The organism is Arthrobacter sp. MDT1-48-3 (genome assembly GCF_054511015.1).
This window is the reverse complement of record NZ_JBTNDL010000004.1, coordinates 139148-160173: the sequence shown is the minus strand read 5'-3', so window position 1 is coordinate 160173 and position 21026 is coordinate 139148. Positions and strand designations below refer to the sequence as shown.

Here is a 21026-nt window from a genome sequence, read left to right as displayed (position 1 = left end):
GAATGGAACGGAACCCGTTCGAAGGAGATTTCCATGGCATCCGAGACCCGCACCTCCGCTACCCGCAACACCCCCGCGAACCACGCCCAGATGGGCGACGAGACGATCGGTCACGGCAACAGCCCCGCGGCGTGGACCTGCGTGTTCATCATGCTGGCCGGAGCCGCACTCGCCTCCTTCGCCTACATCCTCGCCAGCACCGAGGGCAATCACGATTTCGGCACGCTGCTCTTCTGGGTCGGCATCGGCATCATGTTCGTCGGCCTGATCGTCGGCTTCATCATGCGCAGGATCGGCTACGGCGTGGGCGGATCGAAGCTCAAGAACAACGGCCACTAGATGACGGTCCTCGACGACATCATCGTCGGCGTCCGCGAGGACCTCGCGGAGCGTCGCCGTAGCCTTCCCCTCGAGGACGTGCGGGCCGCAGCGCTCGCCGCACCCGCTCCGCTCGACGCCTTCGAGGCGCTCGGGGCAGGCCGGGGCGATGCCCTGGCGGTCATCGCCGAGGTGAAGCGGAGCAGCCCGTCCAAGGGTGCCCTGGCTGACATCGCCGATCCGGCGGCCCTCGCCGCGTCCTACGAACAGGGCGGTGCCGCCGTCATCTCCGTGCTGACGGAGCAGCGGCGTTTCGGTGGATCGCTCGCCGACCTCGACGCCGTCCGCGCCGCCGTGGGCCTCCCCGTGCTCCGCAAGGACTTCACGGTGGACGAGTACCAGATCTGGGAGGCCCGCGCCCACGGAGCCGACGTCGTCCTCCTGATCGTCGCGGCCCTCTCCGACGAGGAGCTCACCTCGTTCCTGGCCCTGACGCACCGGCTCGGGATGAACGCGATCGTGGAGACGCACACGGCGGAGGAGGTGCGGCGTGCCGCGGCCGCGGAGGCCCGCATCATCGGCGTGAACGTCCGGAACCTCAAGACGCTCGACATCGACCGCGGGGTCTTCGCGGAACTCGCGCACCTCGTCCCCGCCGGCGCGGTCGTCATCGCCGAGTCGGGCGTGCGGGACGCCGCCGATGTCGCCGACTACGCAGGACACGGCGCGCACGCCGTCCTGGTGGGGGAGGCACTCGTCCGGCACAACGATCCGGCCGCCACGATCGACGCGTTCAAGGAGTCAGGCCGCACGGCCTTGCAGGACAGGGCCGCAGCGCACACCTGACCGACGCCGGGATCCGCGGCCGGCCGGGCACACGGGCAGGCCCGGAATCCGGCGCCGACGCGGCCGGCAGTTCAGCCGGCAGCAGTACAGCGAGCACGAAACAGGGGCCGGCCATCGCCGGTCCGAGACGGACCCGGACGGCAGAGCCACCCGGGTCAGGACCAACAGGACGGGACAGCTGAAGTCATGACCGACACGCACCAGGACACGGGCAACCCCGGAGCCGGCGACGGAGCAGCGGACGCCATCGACGCGGGGACGGCCGAGGCCTTCCTCAGCCACGACCAGAGCCTCCGCCACGCTCCCGGCCCCTACTTCGGCGCCTACGGCGGACGCTGGATGCCGGAATCACTGATCGCCGCGCTCGACGAACTGCAGGACACGTTCGATAAGGCCAAGGCCGACCCCGAGTTCACCGCGCAGGTCGCCGACCTGAACCGGAACTACGCCGGCAGGCCGTCGCTCCTCACCGAGGCGCAGCGCTTCGCCGAGCACTGCGGAGGCGTCCGCGTGTTCCTCAAGCGCGAGGACCTGAACCACACCGGCTCGCACAAGATCAACAACGTGCTGGGCCAGGCCCTGATCGCCAAGCGCATGGGCAAGACCCGCGTGATCGCGGAGACCGGCGCCGGCCAGCACGGCGTCGCGAGCGCCACCGCGGCGGCCCTGCTCGGCCTCGAATGCGTCGTCTACATGGGCGCCGAGGACACGCGGCGCCAGGCCCTCAATGTCGCCCGCATGCAGCTGCTCGGGGCGACGGTCATCCCCGTCACCAACGGTTCGCAGACGTTGAAGGACGCCATCAACGACGCCCTCCGCGACTGGGTGGCCAACGTCGAGACCACGCACTACCTCCTCGGGACGGCAGCCGGAGCGCACCCGTTCCCCGCGATGGTGCGCTACTTCCACGAGGTCATCGGGGAGGAGGCGCGCGAGCAGATCCTCGACCAGGCCGGCAGGCTCCCCGACGCGATCTGCGCCTGCGTCGGTGGCGGGTCGAACGCCATCGGCATGTTCCACGGCTTCCTCGACGACCGCGACGTCGCACTCTACGGCTTCGAGGCGGGCGGCGACGGCGTCGAGACCGGCCGCCACGCGGCCACCATCACCCTGGGACGCCCCGGCGTCCTGCACGGCGCGCGGTCCTACCTCATGCAGGACGAGGACGGCCAGACGATGGAGTCCCACTCCATCTCCGCGGGCCTCGACTACCCCGGCGTCGGACCGGAGCACGCGTACCTCGCCGACATCGGACGGGCGCACTACGAACCCATCACCGACGCGGAGGCCATGGAGGCGTTCCGCCTCCTCAGCCAGACCGAGGGCATCATCCCCGCCATCGAGACGGCGCACGCCCTCGCCGGTGCCATGAAGGTGGGTCGGCGCCTCGCTGCGGACCTCGGGCCGGGGGAGCAGGCGTCGGACAAGATCGTCGTCGTGAACCTCTCCGGTCGCGGGGACAAGGACTTGGCGACCGCCGCGGGCTATTTCGACCTGCTGCCGGACGACAGCGCCGAGCAGGAGATCGCCCAGGAGGGTGAACAACTGTGATGACGCATTCGACCGGACCGACGCCTCCCGTGGACGTCCCTGATCCCGCTCGCTCCGCGGCCGGATCGGCCGCCGGCGGTTCCAAGGCCGCCGCCGCGATCGAGAAGGCGCGCAGCGAGGGCCGCGCAGCACTCATCGGCTACCTGCCCGCAGGGTTCCCCGATGTCCAGACCACCATCGACGCCGGCATCGCCATGGCCCAGAACGGCGTGGACCTCATCGAGATCGGCATCCCCTACTCGGATCCCGTCATGGACGGCCACGTCATCCAGGAAGCGACCGTCGAGGCTCTCGCCAACGGCTTCACCGTGCCCCGGATCTTCGACGTCGTCGAGGGCATCACCCGCAGCACGGACGCCGCCGTCCTGGTCATGACCTATTGGAACCCCGTCATGCGGATGGGAGTCCGTGCGTTCGCCGAGCGCCTCGCCGCAGCAGGCGGCGCCGGACTCATCACGCCGGACCTCATTCCCGACGAGGCCTCCGAGTGGCTCGAGGCATCCGAGGAATTCGGCCTCGACCGCGTCTTCCTGGTCGCCCCCTCCACGTCTCCGCAGCGCATGCAGGACACCGTCGACGCGAGCCGCGGCTTCGTCTACGCCGTGTCCGTCATGGGCGTGACCGGCGCCCGTACCTCGGTCGGCGCCGCCGCCCGCGCCGTGGTGGATGCCGCCCATGCTGCCGGCGCGGAGCGTGCCTGCGTGGGCCTCGGTGTCTCGACCTCGGCCCAGGTGCGCGAGATCGGTGCCTATGCGGACGGCGTCATCGTCGGTACGGCCCTCGTCGCCGCACTGCGCGACGGCGGCGTGGAAGCCGTCGCCGAACTCACCCGGGAGCTCAGCACCGGCACGTCGAAGGCCCCGGCATGATCGGCGGCGGCCTCGCGGCCTCGATCCCGAGCCCACCCGCAGCCTGGGCCAGTTTCGACCTCGGACCGCTGACCATCCATGCCTACGCGCTGTGCATCCTCGCCGGCATCATCCTGGCGCTCATCCTGACGCAGAGGCGCTTCGTGTCGTTCGGCGGCTCCGCCGACACCGTGTGGGACATCGCGATCTGGGCCATCCCCTTCGGTATCATCGGCGGCCGGCTCTATCACGTGTTCTCCTCGCCCGACGCCTACTTCGGGCCCGAGGGGGACCTCGCCCGGATCCCGCAGATCTGGCAGGGCGGCCTCGGGATCTGGGGTGCGATCGCACTCGGCGCCGTGGGAGCGTGGATCGGTGCCCGACGCGCAGGAGTGAGGCTCTCGGCCTTCGCCGATGCGGCAGCCCCGGGCGTCCTCCTCGCGCAGGCCGTCGGCCGCCTGGGCAACTGGTTCAACCAGGAACTCTTCGGTGCGCCCACCACCCTTCCGTGGGGCCTCGAGATCGACGCCGACAACGCGAACTTCCCGCTCGACCAGGAACCGGGCACCCTGTTCCACCCGACGTTCCTCTACGAGCTCGTGTGGAACCTCGCAGGCGTCGCGCTCCTGCTCCTGCTCGCGCGGCGTTTCCGGCTCCGCGGCGGGCGCATGTTCTGGCTCTACGCCGCGTACTACACGCTCGGACGCGTCTGGATCGAGACGCTGCGCATCGACGACGCCGAGATGGTCGCCCTGTTCGGCGTGACGCAGCGGCTCAACGTCTGGACGAGCAGCGCCGTGTTCCTCGTGTCGCTCGCCGTGCTCGTGTTCCTCGCGGTCAAGCGCCGTCCCGCCGACGACCCGTCCGTGTATCTCCCCGGTCGCGAGCCCGAGCCGCAGGACGGCACCGGGCTGCAGGACGGTACCGTGCCCGGCGCTACGGCCGGTGGCACGGCCAAGACCGCAGGAACAGACGATCCGGGGGCCGGATCGAACGCTGCCGACACGGGCAAGGCCGGTGCCGAGGCACAGGCCGCCGACGCGGTGAAGGCCGCCGCCACAGGGAAGGCTGCCGACACGGGCATGGCCGATGGCACGGGCAAGGCCGGTGGAGCGGCGAAGGCCGATGCACCTGCGGCATCCGAGGCCGGGACTCGGCGTGTCGCAGCGGCGGGTCCCGTCCCAGGAGGCGACGGCACGGGACCGGCTGAGGCTCCTGTGGCAGGCCGGTCGGGTGCGTCCGATAACGCTTCAGCCACAGGTGCCCACGCAGCGGACACCGGGCTGGGCACGCGGAACGATCGTGGTAACCTTTCCGAAACAAACGGCGCCTGAGTACCGTTCCAGGACTCCGCGCAAGCGGGGCCGCGGTCTCCGGCTCCCGATAGCAGTCCCCGGGCCACCGCCCCTAAAGGACGCAACACCACACAGTTGTGGACTCCAGGTGCGACGGCCGGATCACCTTCCTGCCCGCACCGACACCGTCCCCAGCCGGCGCAGGACCACTTCTGCGACTGCCCGCCAAGAGCGCCGGGCAACGTCGGCCGGACGATGTGCACGAGATCGATAGACGGTGCCCGCTTCCAGACAGCGGTGCCCCCGGGGCCAGGGCTGTCCCCTCCCGACGCTCCATCATGGGGGAAGGATCCTTTCTATGACTGCTTTGACGCCAGGAAAGTCGACCGGGACGGACTCCGGAACGACACCATCCACGGCTGCGACCGTGCAATCCCCCTTCACGCGGTTCGCCTCCCTGCCGGAGGCGACCGGGCTCTACAACCCGGAGAACGAGAAGGACGCGTGCGGCCTCGCCGTGATCGCGACCCTGCGGGGTGAGCCCGGCCACGACATCGTCGACGCCGCCCTGACAGCGCTGCGCAACCTCGAGCACAGAGGTGCCGTGGGCGCGGACGAGGGCACCGGGGACGGTGCGGGCCTGCTGACCCAGGTCCCCGACGAGTTCTTCCGCGCCGTCGTCGACTTCCCGCTGCCGCCCGCCGGCTCCTACGTCGTCGGCACCGCGTTCCTGCCGGCCGAGGCGAAGGAGGAGGAGACGGCGCGTGCCGGGCTGGAGTCCATCGCCGAGTCCGAAGGTCTCGAGGTGCTCGGCTGGCGGGTCGTCCCCGTCGTCGCCGACCTCGTGGGTGCGATGGCCCGTGCCTGCATGCCGCACTTCGTGCAGCTCTTCCTGGCCCCGGCGGACGGCAGCACGGCCGATCTCGACGGACGCGCGTTCCGGGTGCGGAAGCGTGCCCAGAACAAGTACGGCGTCTACTTCCCCTCGCTGTCCTCGAAGACCATCGTCTACAAGGGCATGCTCACCACGGCGCAGCTCGAGCCCTTTTACCCGGATCTGTCCGACGAGCGTTTCAAGACGCGCCTCGGCATCGTGCACTCCCGGTTCTCCACCAACACCTTCCCGTCCTGGCCGCTCGCGCAGCCCTTCCGGACCATCGCCCACAACGGCGAGATCAACACGGTCAAGGGCAACCGCAACTGGATGCGTGCCCGGCAGTCGCAGCTGTCCAACCCGCTGCTCGGGGACTCGCCGGAGGAGCTGTACCCGATCTGCACCCCGGGCGCCTCGGACTCGGCGTCGTTCGACGAGGTCGCGGAGCTGCTGACGCTCTCGGGCCGCCCGATCACGCACTCGATCATGATGATGATCCCGGAGGCGTGGGAGAACCACGCCACCATGGACCCCGCCCGCCGCGCGTTCTACCAGTACCACTCCATGCTCATGGAGCCCTGGGACGGACCGGCGGCCGTGTCCTTCACCGACGGCCGCCTCGTCGGTGCCGTGCTGGACCGCAACGGACTGCGCCCCGCCCGCTACTGGGTGACCGAGGACGGCCTCGTCATCCTCGCCTCCGAGGTGGGTGTTCTCGACGTCGAGCCCTCCCGCGTGGTCCGCAAGGGCCGTGTCTCGCCGGGCAAGATGTTCCTCGTCGACACGGAGGAAGGCCGCCTGATCGAGGACCAGGAGATCAAGGCCGAGGTCGCCGCCGCCAACCCGTGGGGTGAGTGGGTCAAGGAGAACCTGATCCAGCTCGAGGACCTCCCGGAGCGCGAGCACGTCATCCACACCAAGGCGTCGATCAACCGCCGCCAGCGCACCTTCGGGTACACGCAGGAGGAACTGCGCATCCTGCTCGGCCCCATGGCCAAGAACGGCGCCGAGCCGCTCGGAGCCATGGGCTCGGACACCCCGATCGCGGTGCTGTCCAAGCGTCCGCGCCTCCTGTTCGACTACTTCGTGCAGTCCTTCGCGCAGGTGACCAACCCGCCGCTGGACTCGATCCGCGAGGAACTCGTGACCTCGATGGGCGTCACCATCGGACCGGACGGCAACCTGCTCTCCACCGGGCAGGTGCGATCCAAGCAGATCGCCCTGAAGTTCCCCGTCATCACCAACGACGAGCTGGCGAAGATCGCCAACCTCGAGACCGACGACGGCGACCGGCTCACGGTCCGGGTGCGCGGCCTGTACCGGCACGACGGCGGCGAGGCCGCCCTGCGGGCACGCCTCGCGGAGATCTGCGAGCAGGTGTCCAGCGCGCTGAACCGCGGCGTCGAGTACGTGGTGCTGTCCGACCGCGACTCGAACGCACAGTGGGCCCCCATCCCGTCCCTGCTCCTGACCAGCGCCGTGCACCACCACCTCCTCAAGAGCGCCAACCGCACCAAGACCTCGCTCGTGGTCGAGGCCGGCGACGTGCGCGAGGTCCACCACGTGGCGGTGCTCATCGGCTACGGAGCCTCCGCGGTCAACCCCTACCTGGCCATGGAGAGCTGTGAGGAACTCGTCCGCAACGGCGACATCACCGGCGTCACGGCCGAAGCCGCCGTCGCGCACCTCATCAAGGGCCTCGGCAAGGGTGTCCTGAAGATCATGTCCAAGATGGGCATCTCGACGGTCAGCTCCTACTGCGGTGCCCAGACCTTCGAGGCGCTCGGGCTGTCGCAGGAGCTCGTCGACGAATACTTCCACGGCACGCAGACCCAGCTCGGCGGCGTCGGGCTGGACGTCGTCGCGGCCGAGACCGCCGCTCGCCATGAGAGCGCGTACCCGCAGGACGGCATCGAGGATCCCCATCGCGGCCTCGACAACGGCGGCGAGTACCAGTGGCGCCGCGAGGGACCGCCGCACCTCTTCAACCCCGAGACCGTCTTCCGGCTGCAGCACGCCACGCGCGAGCGCCGCTACGACATCTTCAAGGCGTACACCCAGGGCGTGGACGACCAGTCGCGGGACCTGATGACGCTCCGCGGGCTGCTCAGGCTGCGCGGTGACGCACGCGAACCCATCGGCATCGACGAGGTCGAGCCGGTCTCGTCCATCGTCAAGCGTTTCTCCACGGGCGCGATGAGCTACGGCTCCATCTCGAAGGAAGCCCACGAGACGCTCGCCATCGCGATGAACCGCCTCGGCGCGAAGTCCAACACGGGTGAGGGCGGCGAGGACGTCGAGCGCCTGCTCGATCCCGAGCGTCGGTCGGCCATCAAGCAGGTCGCCTCGGGCCGGTTCGGCGTCACGAGCCTGTACCTGACGAACGCCGACGACATCCAGATCAAGATGGCCCAGGGAGCCAAGCCCGGCGAGGGCGGCCAGCTCATGAGCCAGAAGGTGTACCCCTGGATCGCGCGCACCCGGCACTCCACCCCGGGCGTCGCGCTCATCTCGCCGCCGCCGCACCACGACATCTACTCCATCGAGGACCTGGCACAGCTCATCTACGACCTCAAGAGGTCCAACCCGAGCGCACGGGTCCACGTGAAGCTGGTCTCCGAGGTGGGTATCGGCACGGTCGCCGCGGGTGTCACGAAGGCCAAGGCCGACGTCGTCCTCGTGTCAGGCCACGACGGCGGGACCGGCGCGAGCCCGCTCAATTCGCTCAAGCACGCGGGCATCCCGTGGGAGCTCGGGCTCGCCGAGACGCAGCAGACCCTCATGCTCAACGGGCTGCGCGACCGCGTGGTGGTGCAGGTGGACGGCCAGCTCAAGACCGGGCGCGACGTCGTCATCGCCGCACTGCTCGGTGGTGAGGAGTTCGGCTTCGCCACGGCACCGCTCGTGGTGTCGGGTTGCATCATGATGCGCGTCTGCCACCTCGACACGTGTCCCGTCGGCGTGGCCACGCAGAACCCGGAGCTGCGCAGCCGTTTCACGGGCAAGCCCGAGTTCGTGGTCAACTTCTTCGAGTTCATCGCCGAGGAGGTCCGCGAGATCCTCGCCGAGCTCGGCTTCCGGTCGCTCGAGGAGGCCATCGGCCACAGCGAGCTGCTCGACGCCCGCGAGGCGATCGAGCACTGGAAGGCCGACGGCCTAGACCTGGACCCGATCCTGCGGGGCAACGAGTCCGACTCCGGCGAGCCGATGCGGAACATGCTCCCGCAGAACCACGAGCTGGATCAGCACTTCGACAACAAGCTCATCGAGATGAGTGCCGACGCACTGCACCACCGCTCGCCGGTACGCATCTCCGTCGACGTCGTCAACACGGACCGGTCGGTGGGCACCATGCTCGGTCACGAGGTCACCCGGACCTTCGGACTGGACACGCTGGCCACCGACACCATCGACGTCACCCTCACGGGACAGGCGGGGCAGTCGCTCGGCGCGTTCCTGCCCGCCGGGATCACGCTGCGGCTGCTCGGCGACTCGAACGACTACGTCGGCAAGGGACTGTCCGGCGGCCGCATCATCGTGCGCCCGGACCGCTCCAACGTGTTCCGCGCGGACCACAACGTGATCGCCGGCAACGTCATCGGCTACGGTGCCACGAGTGGCGAGATGTTTCTGCGCGGCCAGGTGGGGGAGCGGTTCCTCGTCCGGAACTCCGGGGCGACGGCGGTGGCCGAGGGGATCGGCGACCACGGCTGCGAGTACATGACGGGCGGCCAGGCCCTGATCCTCGGCCGCACGGGCCGCAACTTCGGTGCGGGCATGTCGGGTGGCACGGCCTACGTGCTGGACCTCGACCGCGCGCGCGTCAACAAGCAGAGCCTCGAGAACGGCGAGCTCCTGCTCGTCGGGCTGGACGCCGAGGACGTCGAGATCGTGCGGCGGCTGCTCATCCAGCACGTCGAGGAGACCGAGTCGAACCTGGCCGAGAGCCTGCTGGCGTCCTTCGAGGACACCGTCCCCCGATTCACCAAGGTCCTGCCGCGCGACTACGCCGCGGTACTGGACGCCCGCGCCACCGCCGTCGAGCAGGGCCTCGACCCTGACGGCGAAGAGGCGTGGACAAAGATCCTGGAGGTAACCGGTGGCTGACCCACGCGGATTCATGAAGGTGCGCGAGCGCCAGACCCAGCCACGCCGGCCCGTTCCGGTGCGGATCATGGACTGGAAGGAAGTGTACGAGGCGCAGGAGAAGGGCGTCCTCAAGAGCCAGGCGGGCCGCTGCATGGACTGCGGCATCCCGTTCTGCCACCAGGGCTGCCCGCTCGGCAACCTGATCCCGGAGTGGAACGACCTGACGTTCCGCGACAAGGGACGTGAGGCGATCGATCGCCTGCACGCCACGAACAACTTCCCCGAGTTCACCGGCCGGCTCTGCCCCGCACCGTGCGAGTCCTCGTGCGTGCTCGGCATCAACCAGCCGCCCGTGACCATCAAGCAGGTCGAGGTGTCCATCGCGGACCTGGCCTTCGACGAGGGCTGGGTGGAACCGCATCCGCCGGAGCGCCTGACCGACCGCACCATCGCCGTCGTCGGTTCGGGACCTGCGGGGCTCGCCGCCGCGCAGCAGCTGACGCGGGCGGGCCACACGGTGGCCGTCTACGAGCGCGACGACCGCATCGGCGGCCTGCTCCGCTACGGCATCCCCGACTTCAAGATGGAGAAGATTCACCTCGAGCGCCGCCTCGACCAGATGAAGGCCGAGGGCACGCGCTTCCGGACCGGCGTCGACGTCGGCAAGGACATCAGCTGGGGCCAGCTGAAGCGGCGGTACGACGCCGTCGTCGTCGCCACCGGTGCCACCGTGCCGCGCGACCTCCCCATCCCGGGCCGGGACCTCGAGGGCGTCCACTTCGCCATGGACTACCTGGTACAGGCCAACCGCGTCGTCGCCGGCGAGGCGATCGAGGACCAGATCCATGCGGAGGGCAAGCACGTCGTCATCCTCGGCGGCGGCGACACCGGTGCCGACTGCCTGGGCACGGCCCACCGGCAGCACGCGGCATCGGTCACCACGCTCGCCATCGGCCAGCAGCCGCCCACCGAGCGCCGCCCGGACCAGCCCTGGCCCACCTTCCCCACGCTGTTCGACATCGCGAGCGCCCACGAGGAAGGCGGCGAGCGGCGCTACCTGGCCTCCACCGTCGAGTTCGTCGGCGACAACGGCGTACTGCGCGGCATCAAGGTCGCCGAGACGGAGTTCGTGAACGGCCGACGGGTGCCTAAGGAGGGCACGGAGCGCGAGATCCCCGCGGACCTCGTCTTCCTCTCCCTGGGCTTCACGGGGGCCGAGCCCGCCGGCATCACGGAGCAGGTCCAGGCCGAGTTCGACGACCGCGGGAACGTGGCACGGGACGGCTACTACATGACGAACACGCCGGGGGTCTTCTCGGCGGGCGACGCCGGCCGCGGCCAGTCGCTGATCGTCTGGGCCATCGCGGAAGGCCGCGCCTGCGCTGCCGCCGTGGACCAGTGGCTCATGGGTTCCACCAAGCTCCCCGCGCCCGTGGCGCCGACCGACCGCTCGATCGCCGTGCTCTGACCGGCTCCGCACAGAATCCCCACGACCCAAACACGACTAGGCTAGGTTTATGAGACGCGCAAAAATCGTTGCAACATTCGGCCCCGCAATCGCCAGCTATGAGAACACCCTCGCGGTGCTCGAGGCGGGCGTCGACGTAGCCCGGATGAACATGAGCCACGGCGACTACGCCGTGCACAGCAGCACCTACGAGAACGTGCGCCGCGCGTCCGAGGAACTCGGCAAGCCCGTCGGCATCTTCGCGGACCTCCAAGGTCCCAAGATCCGCCTCGGCCGGTTCGCCGACGGCCCCCACGCCCTCACCCCCGGGGACGTCTTCACCATCACCGTCGAGGACGTCGAAGGCACGCAGGACATCTGCTCCACCACGTTCAAGGGACTGCCCCAGGACGTCAACGTGGGCGACATGCTCCTGATCGACGACGGCAAGGTCTCGCTCCGCGCCACCGCGGTCGACGACGTCAAGGTCACCACCGAGGTCGTCGTGGGCGGCATGGTGTCGAACAACAAGGGCATCAACCTGCCCGGTGTCGCCGTCAACGTCCCCGCCCTCAGCGACAAGGACGAGGAGGACCTCCGCTGGGCCATCCAGATCGGCGTCGACATGGTGGCGCTGTCCTTCGTGCGCGACGCCGGTGACGTGAAGCGCGTGCACGAGATCATGGACGAGGAAGGCCGCAGGGTCCCCGTCATCGCGAAGATCGAGAAGCCGCAGGCCGTCGACGCCCTCGAGGAGATCATCGACGCCTTCGACGCCATCATGGTGGCCCGCGGCGATCTCGGCGTCGAGCTTCCCCTGCAGGACGTCCCGATCGTCCAGAAGCGCGCCGTCGAGCTGGCCCGCCGCTGGGCCAAGCCGGTCATCGTCGCCACGCAGGTGCTCGAATCCATGATCGACAACCCCCGCCCCACGCGCGCCGAGGCGTCGGACTGCGCCAACGCCGTCCTCGACGGTGCTGACGCCGTGATGCTCTCGGGCGAGACGAGCGTCGGCAAGTACCCGATCGAGACCGTCCGCACCATGGCGGACATCATCGAGTCCACCGAGCGCCACGGCCTCGAGCGCGTCCCGCCGCTGGGCAGCAGGCCGAAGACCCGCGGTGGTGCGATCACCCGTGCCGCCGTCGAGATCTCGGACCAGCTCGACGCCAAGTACATCTGCACCTTCACGCAGTCCGGTGACTCCGCCCGACGCCTCTCGCGCCTCCGCCCGAAGAAGCCGGTCTTCGCGTTCACCCCGGTGCAGTCGACGCTCAACACGATGTCGCTCATCTGGGGTATCCAGCCCAAGCTCGTCGAGTTCGTGGAGCACACCGACCAGATGACCTCGCAGGTGGACCGTGTCCTCTTCGAGCAGGGCCTCGTCGAGGTCGACGACCTCGTGGTCATCGCCGCCGGTTCCCCTCCCGGACAGGCCGGGTCGACCAACTCGATCAAGGTCCACCGTGTCGGCGACATCACCGACGCCGGCCAGCTTCCCGACAGCCACACGTCCTACATCAAGGAGGACGTGGGCCCCTGGCCCACCAAGAAGAAGTAGGCCGACCCACCGGTCAGACGCGAAGAGCCCCATCCGTGAGGATGGGGCTCTTCGCGTCTGCGGACCGGAAGGTCCTCGGCCAGGGGTCAGTTGACCTGGTTGATGATCGTCTCGGCGACCTCGCGCATGCTGAGGCGGCGGTCCATGGACGTCTTCTGGATCCAGCGGAAGGCCTCGGGTTCGGTGAGGCCCATCTTGGTGGTCAGCAGGCTCTTGGCACGCTCCACCAGCTTGCGGGTGGCGAACTGCTCCTGGAGGTCGGACACCTCTGCCTCGAGGGCCTTGATCTCCTCGTGGCGCGACATGGCGATCTCGATGGCGGGGATGAGGTCGGCCGGTGTGAAGGGCTTGACCACGTAGGCCATTGCACCGGCGTCGCGGGCGCGCTCGATGAGTTCCTTCTGGCTGAAGGCCGTCAGCAGGACCACCGGCGCGATGCGTGCCTTGACGATCTGTTCCGCGGCGGTGATGCCATCCATGACGGGCATCTTCACGTCCATGAGGACGAGATCCGGCTTGTGCTCCTCGGCAAGGGCCACGGCCTTCTCGCCGTTGTCGGCCTCCGCGACGACCTCGTACCCTTCCCCACGCAGGATCTCGATGATGTCGAGTCGGATGAGCGTCTCGTCCTCGGCCACGATGACCCGGCGTGCGGGTCCGGCGGGCGTGGATTCGGTGGGTTCAGACACTGTTGCTCCTTGATGATGTGGCGTTCCGATGGGCCCGGAGAGGGCATGCTCCCGTTCCCGGAAACAGCCTATCGGCATGTAGAGTGGATTCGCGCACCGGAGGCGAATGAAGTCCCTGTACCTCCGCCCCGCCCGGGCGCGAACGGCCCGAATGGCGGAATTGGCAGACGCGCTGCACTCAAAATGCAGTATCGAGAGGTGTGTGGGTTCGAGTCCCACTTCGGGCACCGGTCTTCAGCAAGTCCGGGGACGTCACTGCTCGGTCGCGGGCCGCTGCCGCTGCCGTTTCGTGGACGACCGTCGTTCCTTGGCAGCCAGTCGCCGGCGGACCGAGCCCCTGGTGGGTCTCGTCGCCCGGCGGGCTGCCGGCTCGGGTGCGAGCGCCTCTGCCACCTTAGCGGCGAGTTTGGCCAGGGCGATCTCGCGATTGCGCAGCTGTGACCGGCGCTCCGAGGCCGTCACAGTGATCACCCCGGACACGAGACGGGGTCCGAGACGCGTGAGCAGTATCTGGCGCTGGCTGTCCGAGAGCGCCGCCGAGCGCGCGACATCCCACGAGAGTTCCGTGCGGCTGTCCGAGGTATTGACGTGCTGGCCCCCCGGCCCGGACGAACGCGAGAACCGCCAGCCCAGTTCCGATGCGGGAATCGTGAGTGCGGGTGTCACCTCGAGATCCATGTACCCAGCGTCGCACGGTCAGGAGCAGGGAAGTCCCGCTCGAAGGTGCCGGGGGTAGATTGGGTCCATGGCCAGCGAAGCGATGATCCTCGATGTCGACGGTCCGGACGGTTCGCGGGCCGTCCGCCTGTCCAGCCCGTCCCGTGTGCTCTGGCCGCAGGCCGGGCTGACCAAGCTGGACCTCGCGCGCTATCTCGTCGCCGTCGCGCCTGCCTTCCTGCGCGCCAACGGCGGACGCCCGGTCTCCCTGCAGCGCTTCGGCGGCGACGTGGACGGCGAGTACTTCTTCAGCAAGAATCCGCCGAAGGGTGCGCCGGACTACGTGCGGAGTGTGACGGTGGTCTATCCCAGTGGCCGTGCACACCCTCAGCTCGTCCTCGACGAGCCGGCGTCCGCCGTGTGGGCCGCGCAGATGAACACCGTGGTCTTCCATCCGTGGGCGTCCCGCGCGGATGCCCCCGACCTGCCGGACGAATTGCGGATCGACCTCGACCCGCAGCCCGGGACGACGTTCGCCGACGTGGTGGCGGCCGCCCACGAACTCCGGGCCGTCCTGCGGGAGGCGGGACTGACCTGCTTCGTGAAGACCTCGGGGAACCGCGGGCTCCACGTCTTCGCGCCGATCGAGCCGACCCACGAGTTCCTCGAGGTCCGCCGGGCCCTGATCGCCGCCGCACGGGAACTCGAGCGGCGCATGCCGGACCGGGTGACGACGGCCTGGTGGAAGGAGGAACGCGGTGCCCGCATCTTCGTGGACTACAACCAGGCGAACCGCGACCGCACCATGGCCGGCGCGTACAGCCCGCGCGCCCTGCCCCACGCCCCCGTGTCGTGCCCACTCAGCTGGGACGAACTGACCGGCGTCGACCCGGCAGCCTTCACCATCACGACCGTGCCCCAGAGGCTGGCGACGACCGGCGACCCCTGGGAGGGGCTGCATGCCGATCCGGGCAGCATCGACGTCCTCCGCGAATGGTGGGACCGCGACGTCGAGGCGGGACTGGGCGAGCTGCCGTTCCCGCCGGACTTCCCGAAGATGCCAGGGGAACCTCTGCGCGTGCAGCCCAGCCGCGCACGAAACCGCGCCTGAGCCGCCCTGTCAACGAAAGGCAGGACGAGCGGTTCCCGGCGCAAGCTCCTGCCCGCGCTGGTAGAACGGGAGGGAACGTTGCCGCGCCCGGCAGGAGCCGGGCCTGACTCCGGCCGCTGCCCGGCCATCGGGAGACCCATGAAGAAGACCGTGCTGTTCTCGACCCTCCTGCTCATCCTGGTCACCGGGTGCGGCGGAAATCCCGCCACGGATGCCGAGCCTCCCGGTCCCACGCCCGACCCCGCCGAGACGGCGACCGAGCAGGCCGCAGCGCCATCGGATGCGCCGTCCGTCGAGGGCCTCGCAGATGCCAACAGCGGTACGTTCTCGTTCCTGATCGATGAGGCAAGGGGCGACGTCGTCCTGCCGGCCGAGGCGCCCGAGGATGTCGAGGCGGTGCGCGAGGAGCTGGGCCAGGAGGCGGTGACCTATTCACTGGTGACCGTGCAGAATCCCGAAGGGGGAGTGACCCTCGACCTGGAGACCATCACCGTCTCCACTCCGGAAGGCCAGGACCTCGAGCTCAGGCCGGCAGCGACCGTCCTCGAGGAATGGGGTGCGGCAGCGAACGGCGGGGAGTCCTCCCCGGAGGTCGTCGACCTGGTGGAGCAGTACAGCGGGGGAGCGTTGCCCGGGGAGACGAGCGAACTGCTCATGATCGGGGCGTTCCCCGACGTGCCGGAGACCGTCCAGCGCGTTCTGGTCCAGCCGACGGGCGGGGCCGACCCGGTGGAGGCGACCGTCCGTCCGGAGTCCTGAGCCGGTTCGCACGACCGGCCGGACACCGCTGCGGAGTAAACTCAGGCTATGCCGAGCAAGGAGCACACCCGCACTGCTGTGGTCATCGAAGACGACGATGACGTCCGCGATCTGCTGCACACCGTACTGACCGGCGCGGGCTTCCGTGTGCACACCGCGCCGGCCGGTCTCGCCGGTGTCGAGATGGTCCGCCGCCTCATGCCGGACGTGGTGACGCTCGACGTCGGCCTGCCGGACATCGACGGCTTCGAAGTGGCGGAGCGGATCCGCAGGTTCTCGACGACCTTCATCGTCATGCTCACGGCGCGCGCCCATCCGTCGGACGAGAAACGGGGCTTCGAGGCCGGCGCCGACCGCTATCTCCGCAAGCCGTTCCGTCCGGCGGAGCTGCGCCGGCACATCCAGGAAGGCATGGCGGCGGCGGACGCCTGATGGGCGTCATTGGCGGGCGTCGCTCAGTGGCTGCGCGCCCCCGCCGTGCTCACGAGCACGGGCTGGTTGAGGGCGTCGGAGACCGCGCCCGTCACGACGGCGAAGATCCCCTTGTGCAGGTAGTCGGCGGTTTTCTCGCCGGCAGGCCAAAGGGAGGGGGCTGCGCCCGCACCCGTCGCGTTCTCGAGTGTCTGGTCGAACGCGAGGCGGACGACGGCGTGCGCCGCCGTTGCGGAACCCCCACGGATCCCCGTCACCGACCACAGGCCGCGGAGCGCGCCCAGGGTCGCTCCGGTCAGCCAGTGCATGGCGTGGTTCCACACGGGGTAGCGGACGGCGTCGTCGGCGGGCCGACCCAGCAGGATCCGGAGGGTCCGGGCGGGGATGTGCGAGTCCGGACGACCCGTGATGCGTTGCTCCACGAGTTCTCCGACCGTCATTGCGGCCGTCCCGACCAGGCCCGCTGCCACGCCGCGCAACGCCGCCCGGGCGAGGACGGGACCGCGATCCGTCACTTGTCGTTCCCGCCGTCCGGGGCGTCGTCGAGGTCGTTGCCGCGACTGTCGTCTCCGAGGTCGGTGTCGATCCCGTTGTTGTCGTCGTAGTTCCCGGTATCGGTCCCGGAGTTGTCGCTGTCCTTGTTGCCGAGATCGCACCCGCCCAGGAAGAGGGCGCCGGCGGCGAGAACGGCGGCGATGGTCTTCGTCTTCTTGTCGGCCACGGGGTCTCCGTTCGAGTTCCTACCGGGGCGGCGGTGGTGCAGCCCTTCTTTCACGGTAGGCAGCGCCCTCAGGCGGGGCAACAGGAGTTCCCGGCTCAGTCGGAGCTTGCAATCGCGACCCCGCACCCGCCCGGTAGGTCGCCGTCGTGCTCATCGGACGGGCCGGATCGTTGCCCGATCCGGTCGCTTCCGCATCGGGGTACGGTGTCCCGTTCCCGGCTCGGAAGGAGCTGCACCGCGGCCGGTACGCCGGATCAGTCCCTGACCTCCCGGATCAGGTTCGTGATGCGGGCCGTGGAGAGGCGCCGACCCTGCTCGTCGGTCATCACCACCTCGTGCGTTGTGAGGGTCCGGCCGAGGTGGATGGCCGTCGCGGTGCCCGTCACCGTGCCGGAATCGATGCTGCGGTGGTGCGTCGCTCCCACCTCGATGCCGACGGCCTGCCTGCCCGGGCCGGCGTGGAGTCCCGCGGCGAACGACCCCAGGGTCTCGGCGAGCACCACGTGGGCGCCGCCGTGGAGGATGCCCGCGACCTGCTGGTTGCCCTCGACCGGCATGGTGGCGACCATGCGCTCGGCGCTCATCTCGGAGAAGACGATGCCCATCTTCACGGTCAGGGCGCCGACGCCGTAGCGGCCGAGCCAGCCGTGCATCTCCGGCGGGATGCCCGCTGCGACGAGCTCGGCCAGCCGGTCTCCGGAGGGTGCGTGGACGGCGTCGGGCCGGGTGCGGTTGTCTGTCATGGCAACTAGGCTGGCACCTGTGAGTGAAACGACCAAACCAGCTGCCACCCTGACCATCGCACCGCCCGCGGAGAGCACTCCGGACGGCTCTGTGGCACCGGCCGGCGGGCAGGCGCCGGCGCGTCGCAGCGACGGTTCACGCAACCGGCTCCTCGTCATCGACGGGCACTCCATGGCCTTCCGTGCCTTCTACGCGCTCCCGCCCGAGAACTTCTCGACCGACACCGGCCAGCACACGAATGCGGTCTACGGCTTCACGGCGATGCTCATCAACCTCATCAAGGACCAGAAGCCGAGCCACGTGGCAGTCGCTTTCGACCTCGACACACCGACCTTCCGCTCCGAGGAGTACACGGAGTACAAGGGCGGCCGTTCCAAGACGCCCGAGGAGTTCCACGGACAGGTGGACCTGATCATCAAGGTCATGGAGGCGATGCGCATCCCGACCATCTCCCTCGACGGCTACGAGGCGGACGACATCCTGGCCACCCTCGCGTACCAGGCGGCGAGTGCCGATTGGGACGTGCAGGTGGTGAGCGGGGACCGGGACGCCTTCCAGCTCGTCAACGACCGCGTGACCGTGCTCTATCCGAAGCAGGGCGTGACCAACATCCCGCAGATGGATGCGCAGGCCATCGAGGAGAAGTACTTCGTACCGCCGCACCAGTACTCGGACCTCGCTGCGCTGGTGGGGGAGAGCGCCGACAACCTGCCGGGGGTACCCGGCGTCGGCCCGAAGACCGCGGCGAAGTGGATCAAGCTGTACGGGGGGCTCGAGGGGATCCTCGAGAACCTCGACAAGATCGGCGGGAAGGTCGGGGATTCGCTGCGCGCCAACATCGAGGACGTCAAGCGGAACCGGCGCCTGAACCGGCTGCTCACCGATCTGGACCTACCCGTGGACCTCGACGCCATGGTCTCGCAGCACCCGGACCGGTCGGCGGTCGAGGACCTCTTCGATTCCCTGCAGTTCAACACGCTGCGCAAACGGCTGTTCGACCTCTTCGGCGAGGAGGAGACCGCTGACGAGGGCGATGAGCAGAGTGCTCCCGCACACGTGCTGCTCGACGACGCCGCCGGACTCGAGCAATGGTTCAGGGCCACGAACCAGGCGCAGGCCTCGGTGGCGCTGGCCACCGAGACGACGGCCGGGGTGACCGACGTCGTCGGGGTCGCCGTGGTCACCGGGCTCTCCGCAGCCTTCATCCCGCTGGAAGCTCTCGATGCCGAGGCCGAGAAGGTGCTGGGGGACTGGCTGTCCGACACCGACGCGCCGAAGATCGTCCACGACTTCAAGGCAGTGTTCAAGCTGCTGTCCGCCCGGGGCCTCGTGCTGGCGGGGGAGATCGACGATACAGCCCTCTCCGGGTACCTCATCCAGCCCGACCGGCGGAGCTACGATCTCGCCGACCTCGCCCAGTACCACCTGCGGCTGTCCATCACGGCGTCTGCCAATGATTCGTCGGGCCAGCAGGCGCTCGACCTCGGCGGCAACGACGTCGCATCGCCGGCCGTGGTCGCCGCCTATGCCGCACTGCGCCTCAGTGAGCACTTCGCCGGTCAGCTCGTCGAGCGCGGGGCCAACCAGCTGCTCGGTGGGCTGGAGCTTCCGCTCGCGGAAGTGCTCGCCCGCATGGAACTCACCGGCGTGGCCGTCTCCGTCGACGGGCTCGACCGGCTCTTCGACGACTTCTCGAAGACGATCAGTGCCGCCGGAGCCGAGGCGTACCGGATCATCGGCAAGGAGATCAATCTCGGCTCGCCGAAGCAGCTGCAGACCGTCCTGTTCGACGAGCTCGAGCTGCCGAAGACCAAGAAGATCAAGACGGGCTATTCCACTGACGCCGACGCCCTGACGGACCTGATCGCCAAGACGGGGCACCCCTTCCTCGAGCAGCTTCTCGCCTACCGCGATGCACTGAAGCTCCGCCAGACGGTCGAGGGGCTCCGCAAGGCGGTGGACGACGACGGCCGCATCCACACCACGTACCTGCAGACCATCGCGGCGACAGGTCGGCTTTCCTCGACCAATCCGAACCTGCAGAACATCCCCGTCCGTTCCGACGAGGGCCGCCGCATCCGCGAGGTGTTCGTCGTCGGGCAGGGACGCAACGGCGAGAAATTCGAGAGCCTGATGACGGCCGACTACTCGCAGATCGAGATGCGCATCATGGCGCACCTGTCCGGTGACGAGGGACTCATCTCGGCGTTCCAGGAGGGCGAGGACCTCCACCGCTTCGTCGGCTCGCACATCTTCGGCGTCGCGCCGGAGGAAGTCACCAGCGCCATGCGGTCCAAGGTGAAGGCGATGTCCTACGGGCTGGTCTACGGCCTGAGCTCGTTCGGGCTCTCCAAGCAGCTCAACATCTCGGTGGACGAGGCGCGCACCCTCATGCGTGACTACTTCGAGCGCTTCGGCGCGGTGCGCGACTACCTGCGCGGCATCGTGGAGCAGGCCCGCAAGGACGGCTTCACCTCCACCATCGAGGGTCGGCGCCGCTACCTGCCGGACCTGTCGAGCGACAACCGGCAGCTCCGCGAGATGGCAGAGCGGGCGGCTCTCAACGCGCCCATCCAGGGTTCGGCTGCGGACATCATCAAGAAGGCCATGCTCGGCGTCGACGACGCACTGACCCAGCGGGGCCTCGCGTCGCGCATGCTGCTGCAGGTGCACGACGAACTCGTGCTCGAGATCGCCGAGGGTGAGTCCGAGGAGGTCGAGGCGCTCGTGCGGCAGCAGATGGGCGCAGCGGCGGATCTCTCCGTTCCGCTCGACGTCTCGGTGGGCACAGGAGCAAGCTGGCACGACGCCGCCCACTAGGTGTAGTGCACCGGGGACGACCTGAGCGTCCGCGGACCAGAACGAGGTGTTGCGGTGCTCCGGTCCGGTCTGGCTTGGTCCGGTCCGGTCCGTTCTGACCTGTGACGGTCTTGTCGGATCCGTAGCGGTTCTTCCGAAGCAGGGCTGATCTGCTCACGTCCGTTCCGGTCGAGCAAGTCGATCGAGTCAATTCGGTCGATCAGGTCGATCAGGTCAATCCGGGCGGTTCAGGTTGGGTCATGTCGGGTCAGGTCGGACTACAGC

Annotated in this window: 17 protein-coding genes and 1 tRNA gene; 13 read left to right on the top strand and 5 right to left on the bottom strand. The window is 69.1% G+C overall.

Translation table 11 applies throughout. The features are described 5' to 3' along the window. Positions 1-33: 33 nt before the first annotated feature. The 8 genes from ACX80L_RS10665 to pyk all read left to right on the top strand — a co-directional run bounded on the left by ACX80L_RS10665 (position 34) and on the right by pyk (position 12829). On the top strand, positions 34-339 hold the full coding sequence (locus ACX80L_RS10665) for an HGxxPAAW family protein (protein ID WP_133081835.1): 306 nt from the start codon (positions 34-36) through the stop codon (positions 337-339). Beyond that, entirely contained in the window at positions 340-1164 is an 825-nt protein-coding gene (trpC, locus tag ACX80L_RS10660; protein WP_208741021.1) for an indole-3-glycerol phosphate synthase TrpC, read from the top strand. Positions 1165-1350: 186 nt separating this feature from the next. After that, positions 1351-2715, top strand: coding sequence for a tryptophan synthase subunit beta (gene trpB, locus ACX80L_RS10655; RefSeq protein ID WP_459289569.1), 1365 nt, complete (start codon positions 1351-1353; stop codon positions 2713-2715). Then, the gene (trpA, locus tag ACX80L_RS10650) at positions 2715-3584 is read left to right on the top strand and encodes a tryptophan synthase subunit alpha (RefSeq protein WP_459289567.1); all 870 of its coding nucleotides are present in this window, start codon (positions 2715-2717) and stop codon (positions 3582-3584) included. Before trpB ends, trpA begins: the two co-directional genes overlap by 1 nt. Beyond that, complete coding sequence (gene lgt, locus ACX80L_RS10645; protein ID WP_459289565.1) at positions 3581-4897, top strand: prolipoprotein diacylglyceryl transferase; 1317 nt, start codon at positions 3581-3583, stop codon at positions 4895-4897. The genes trpA and lgt overlap by 4 nt, the downstream gene beginning before the upstream one ends. Positions 4898-5216: 319 nt before the next feature. Next, positions 5217-9839: a glutamate synthase large subunit gene (gene gltB, locus ACX80L_RS10640; protein ID WP_459289563.1), complete on the top strand. Its 4623-nt coding sequence runs from the start codon at positions 5217-5219 to the stop codon at positions 9837-9839. Then, positions 9832-11289 (top strand): glutamate synthase subunit beta, encoded by a 1458-nt coding sequence (locus ACX80L_RS10635; protein ID WP_133081841.1) that lies wholly within the window; start codon positions 9832-9834, stop codon positions 11287-11289. Before gltB ends, ACX80L_RS10635 begins: the two co-directional genes overlap by 8 nt. Positions 11290-11338: 49 nt before the next feature. Continuing rightward, on the top strand, positions 11339-12829 hold the full coding sequence (gene pyk / locus ACX80L_RS10630) for a pyruvate kinase (RefSeq protein ID WP_459289561.1): 1491 nt from the start codon (positions 11339-11341) through the stop codon (positions 12827-12829). Between the two features lie 86 nt (positions 12830-12915). Here the strand turns inward: pyk and ACX80L_RS10625 are convergent, their stop codons facing one another. Continuing rightward, positions 12916-13518: an ANTAR domain-containing response regulator gene (locus ACX80L_RS10625; RefSeq protein ID WP_208741031.1), complete on the bottom strand. Its 603-nt coding sequence runs from the start codon at positions 13516-13518 to the stop codon at positions 12916-12918. A 145-nt stretch (positions 13519-13663) separates the two neighbouring features. Between ACX80L_RS10625 and ACX80L_RS10620 the strand changes: the two genes are divergently transcribed. Next, positions 13664-13745, top strand: a tRNA-Leu gene (locus tag ACX80L_RS10620). A 25-nt stretch (positions 13746-13770) separates the two neighbouring features. Here the strand turns inward: ACX80L_RS10620 and arfB are convergent. Next, complete coding sequence (gene arfB, locus ACX80L_RS10615) at positions 13771-14196, bottom strand: alternative ribosome rescue aminoacyl-tRNA hydrolase ArfB (RefSeq protein WP_459289559.1); 426 nt, start codon at positions 14194-14196, stop codon at positions 13771-13773. 67 nt (positions 14197-14263) lie between these two features. On the opposite strand from arfB, the gene ligD reads away from it, so the two are divergent. The 3 genes from ligD to ACX80L_RS10600 all read left to right on the top strand — a co-directional run bounded on the left by ligD (position 14264) and on the right by ACX80L_RS10600 (position 16477). Further along, the gene (ligD, locus tag ACX80L_RS10610) at positions 14264-15286 is read left to right on the top strand and encodes a non-homologous end-joining DNA ligase (protein ID WP_459289557.1); all 1023 of its coding nucleotides are present in this window, start codon (positions 14264-14266) and stop codon (positions 15284-15286) included. A 138-nt stretch (positions 15287-15424) separates the two neighbouring features. Beyond that, positions 15425-16045 (top strand): hypothetical protein, encoded by a 621-nt coding sequence (locus ACX80L_RS10605; protein WP_459289555.1) that lies wholly within the window; start codon positions 15425-15427, stop codon positions 16043-16045. Between the two features lie 48 nt (positions 16046-16093). Continuing rightward, positions 16094-16477 carry a response regulator transcription factor gene (locus ACX80L_RS10600; protein WP_133081847.1) on the top strand — a complete coding sequence of 128 codons (384 nt, stop codon included), beginning with the start codon at positions 16094-16096 and terminating at the stop codon, positions 16475-16477. Positions 16478-16500: 23 nt separating this feature from the next. On the opposite strand, the gene ACX80L_RS10595 is transcribed toward ACX80L_RS10600, so the two are convergent. From ACX80L_RS10595 to ACX80L_RS10585, 3 genes are all read right to left on the bottom strand, one after another. Then, complete coding sequence (locus ACX80L_RS10595) at positions 16501-16992, bottom strand: hypothetical protein (protein WP_459289553.1); 492 nt, start codon at positions 16990-16992, stop codon at positions 16501-16503. Beyond that, the gene (locus ACX80L_RS10590) at positions 16989-17198 is read right to left on the bottom strand and encodes a hypothetical protein (RefSeq protein ID WP_208741039.1); all 210 of its coding nucleotides are present in this window, start codon (positions 17196-17198) and stop codon (positions 16989-16991) included. The genes ACX80L_RS10595 and ACX80L_RS10590 overlap by 4 nt, the downstream gene beginning before the upstream one ends. A gap of 254 nt (positions 17199-17452) precedes the next feature. Further along, positions 17453-17941, bottom strand: a complete 489-nt coding sequence (locus ACX80L_RS10585; RefSeq protein WP_459289550.1) for a hotdog fold thioesterase — start codon at positions 17939-17941, stop codon at positions 17453-17455. A 172-nt stretch (positions 17942-18113) separates the two neighbouring features. Here ACX80L_RS10585 and polA point away from each other — a divergent pair, with 172 nt between their 5' ends. After that, positions 18114-20762 (top strand): DNA polymerase I, encoded by a 2649-nt coding sequence (gene polA, locus ACX80L_RS10580; protein WP_459267885.1) that lies wholly within the window; start codon positions 18114-18116, stop codon positions 20760-20762. Positions 20763-21026 lie beyond the last annotated feature (264 nt).

Coding starts and splice junctions, on each gene's coding strand:
- ACX80L_RS10665 (WP_133081835.1), top strand. CDS start 34: ATGGCATCCGAGACCCGCACCTCCGCTACCCGCAACACCCCCGCGAAC.
- trpC (WP_208741021.1), top strand. CDS start 340: ATGACGGTCCTCGACGACATCATCGTCGGCGTCCGCGAGGACCTCGCG.
- trpB (WP_459289569.1), top strand. CDS start 1,351: ATGACCGACACGCACCAGGACACGGGCAACCCCGGAGCCGGCGACGGA.
- trpA (WP_459289567.1), top strand. CDS start 2,715: ATGACGCATTCGACCGGACCGACGCCTCCCGTGGACGTCCCTGATCCC.
- lgt (WP_459289565.1), top strand. CDS start 3,581: ATGATCGGCGGCGGCCTCGCGGCCTCGATCCCGAGCCCACCCGCAGCC.
- gltB (WP_459289563.1), top strand. CDS start 5,217: ATGACTGCTTTGACGCCAGGAAAGTCGACCGGGACGGACTCCGGAACG.
- pyk (WP_459289561.1), top strand. CDS start 11,339: ATGAGACGCGCAAAAATCGTTGCAACATTCGGCCCCGCAATCGCCAGC.
- arfB (WP_459289559.1), bottom strand. CDS start 14,196: ATGGATCTCGAGGTGACACCCGCACTCACGATTCCCGCATCGGAACTG.
- ligD (WP_459289557.1), top strand. CDS start 14,264: ATGGCCAGCGAAGCGATGATCCTCGATGTCGACGGTCCGGACGGTTCG.
- ACX80L_RS10605 (WP_459289555.1), top strand. CDS start 15,425: ATGAAGAAGACCGTGCTGTTCTCGACCCTCCTGCTCATCCTGGTCACC.
- ACX80L_RS10600 (WP_133081847.1), top strand. CDS start 16,094: ATGCCGAGCAAGGAGCACACCCGCACTGCTGTGGTCATCGAAGACGAC.
- ACX80L_RS10585 (WP_459289550.1), bottom strand. CDS start 17,941: ATGACAGACAACCGCACCCGGCCCGACGCCGTCCACGCACCCTCCGGA.
- polA (WP_459267885.1), top strand. CDS start 18,114: ATGGCCTTCCGTGCCTTCTACGCGCTCCCGCCCGAGAACTTCTCGACC.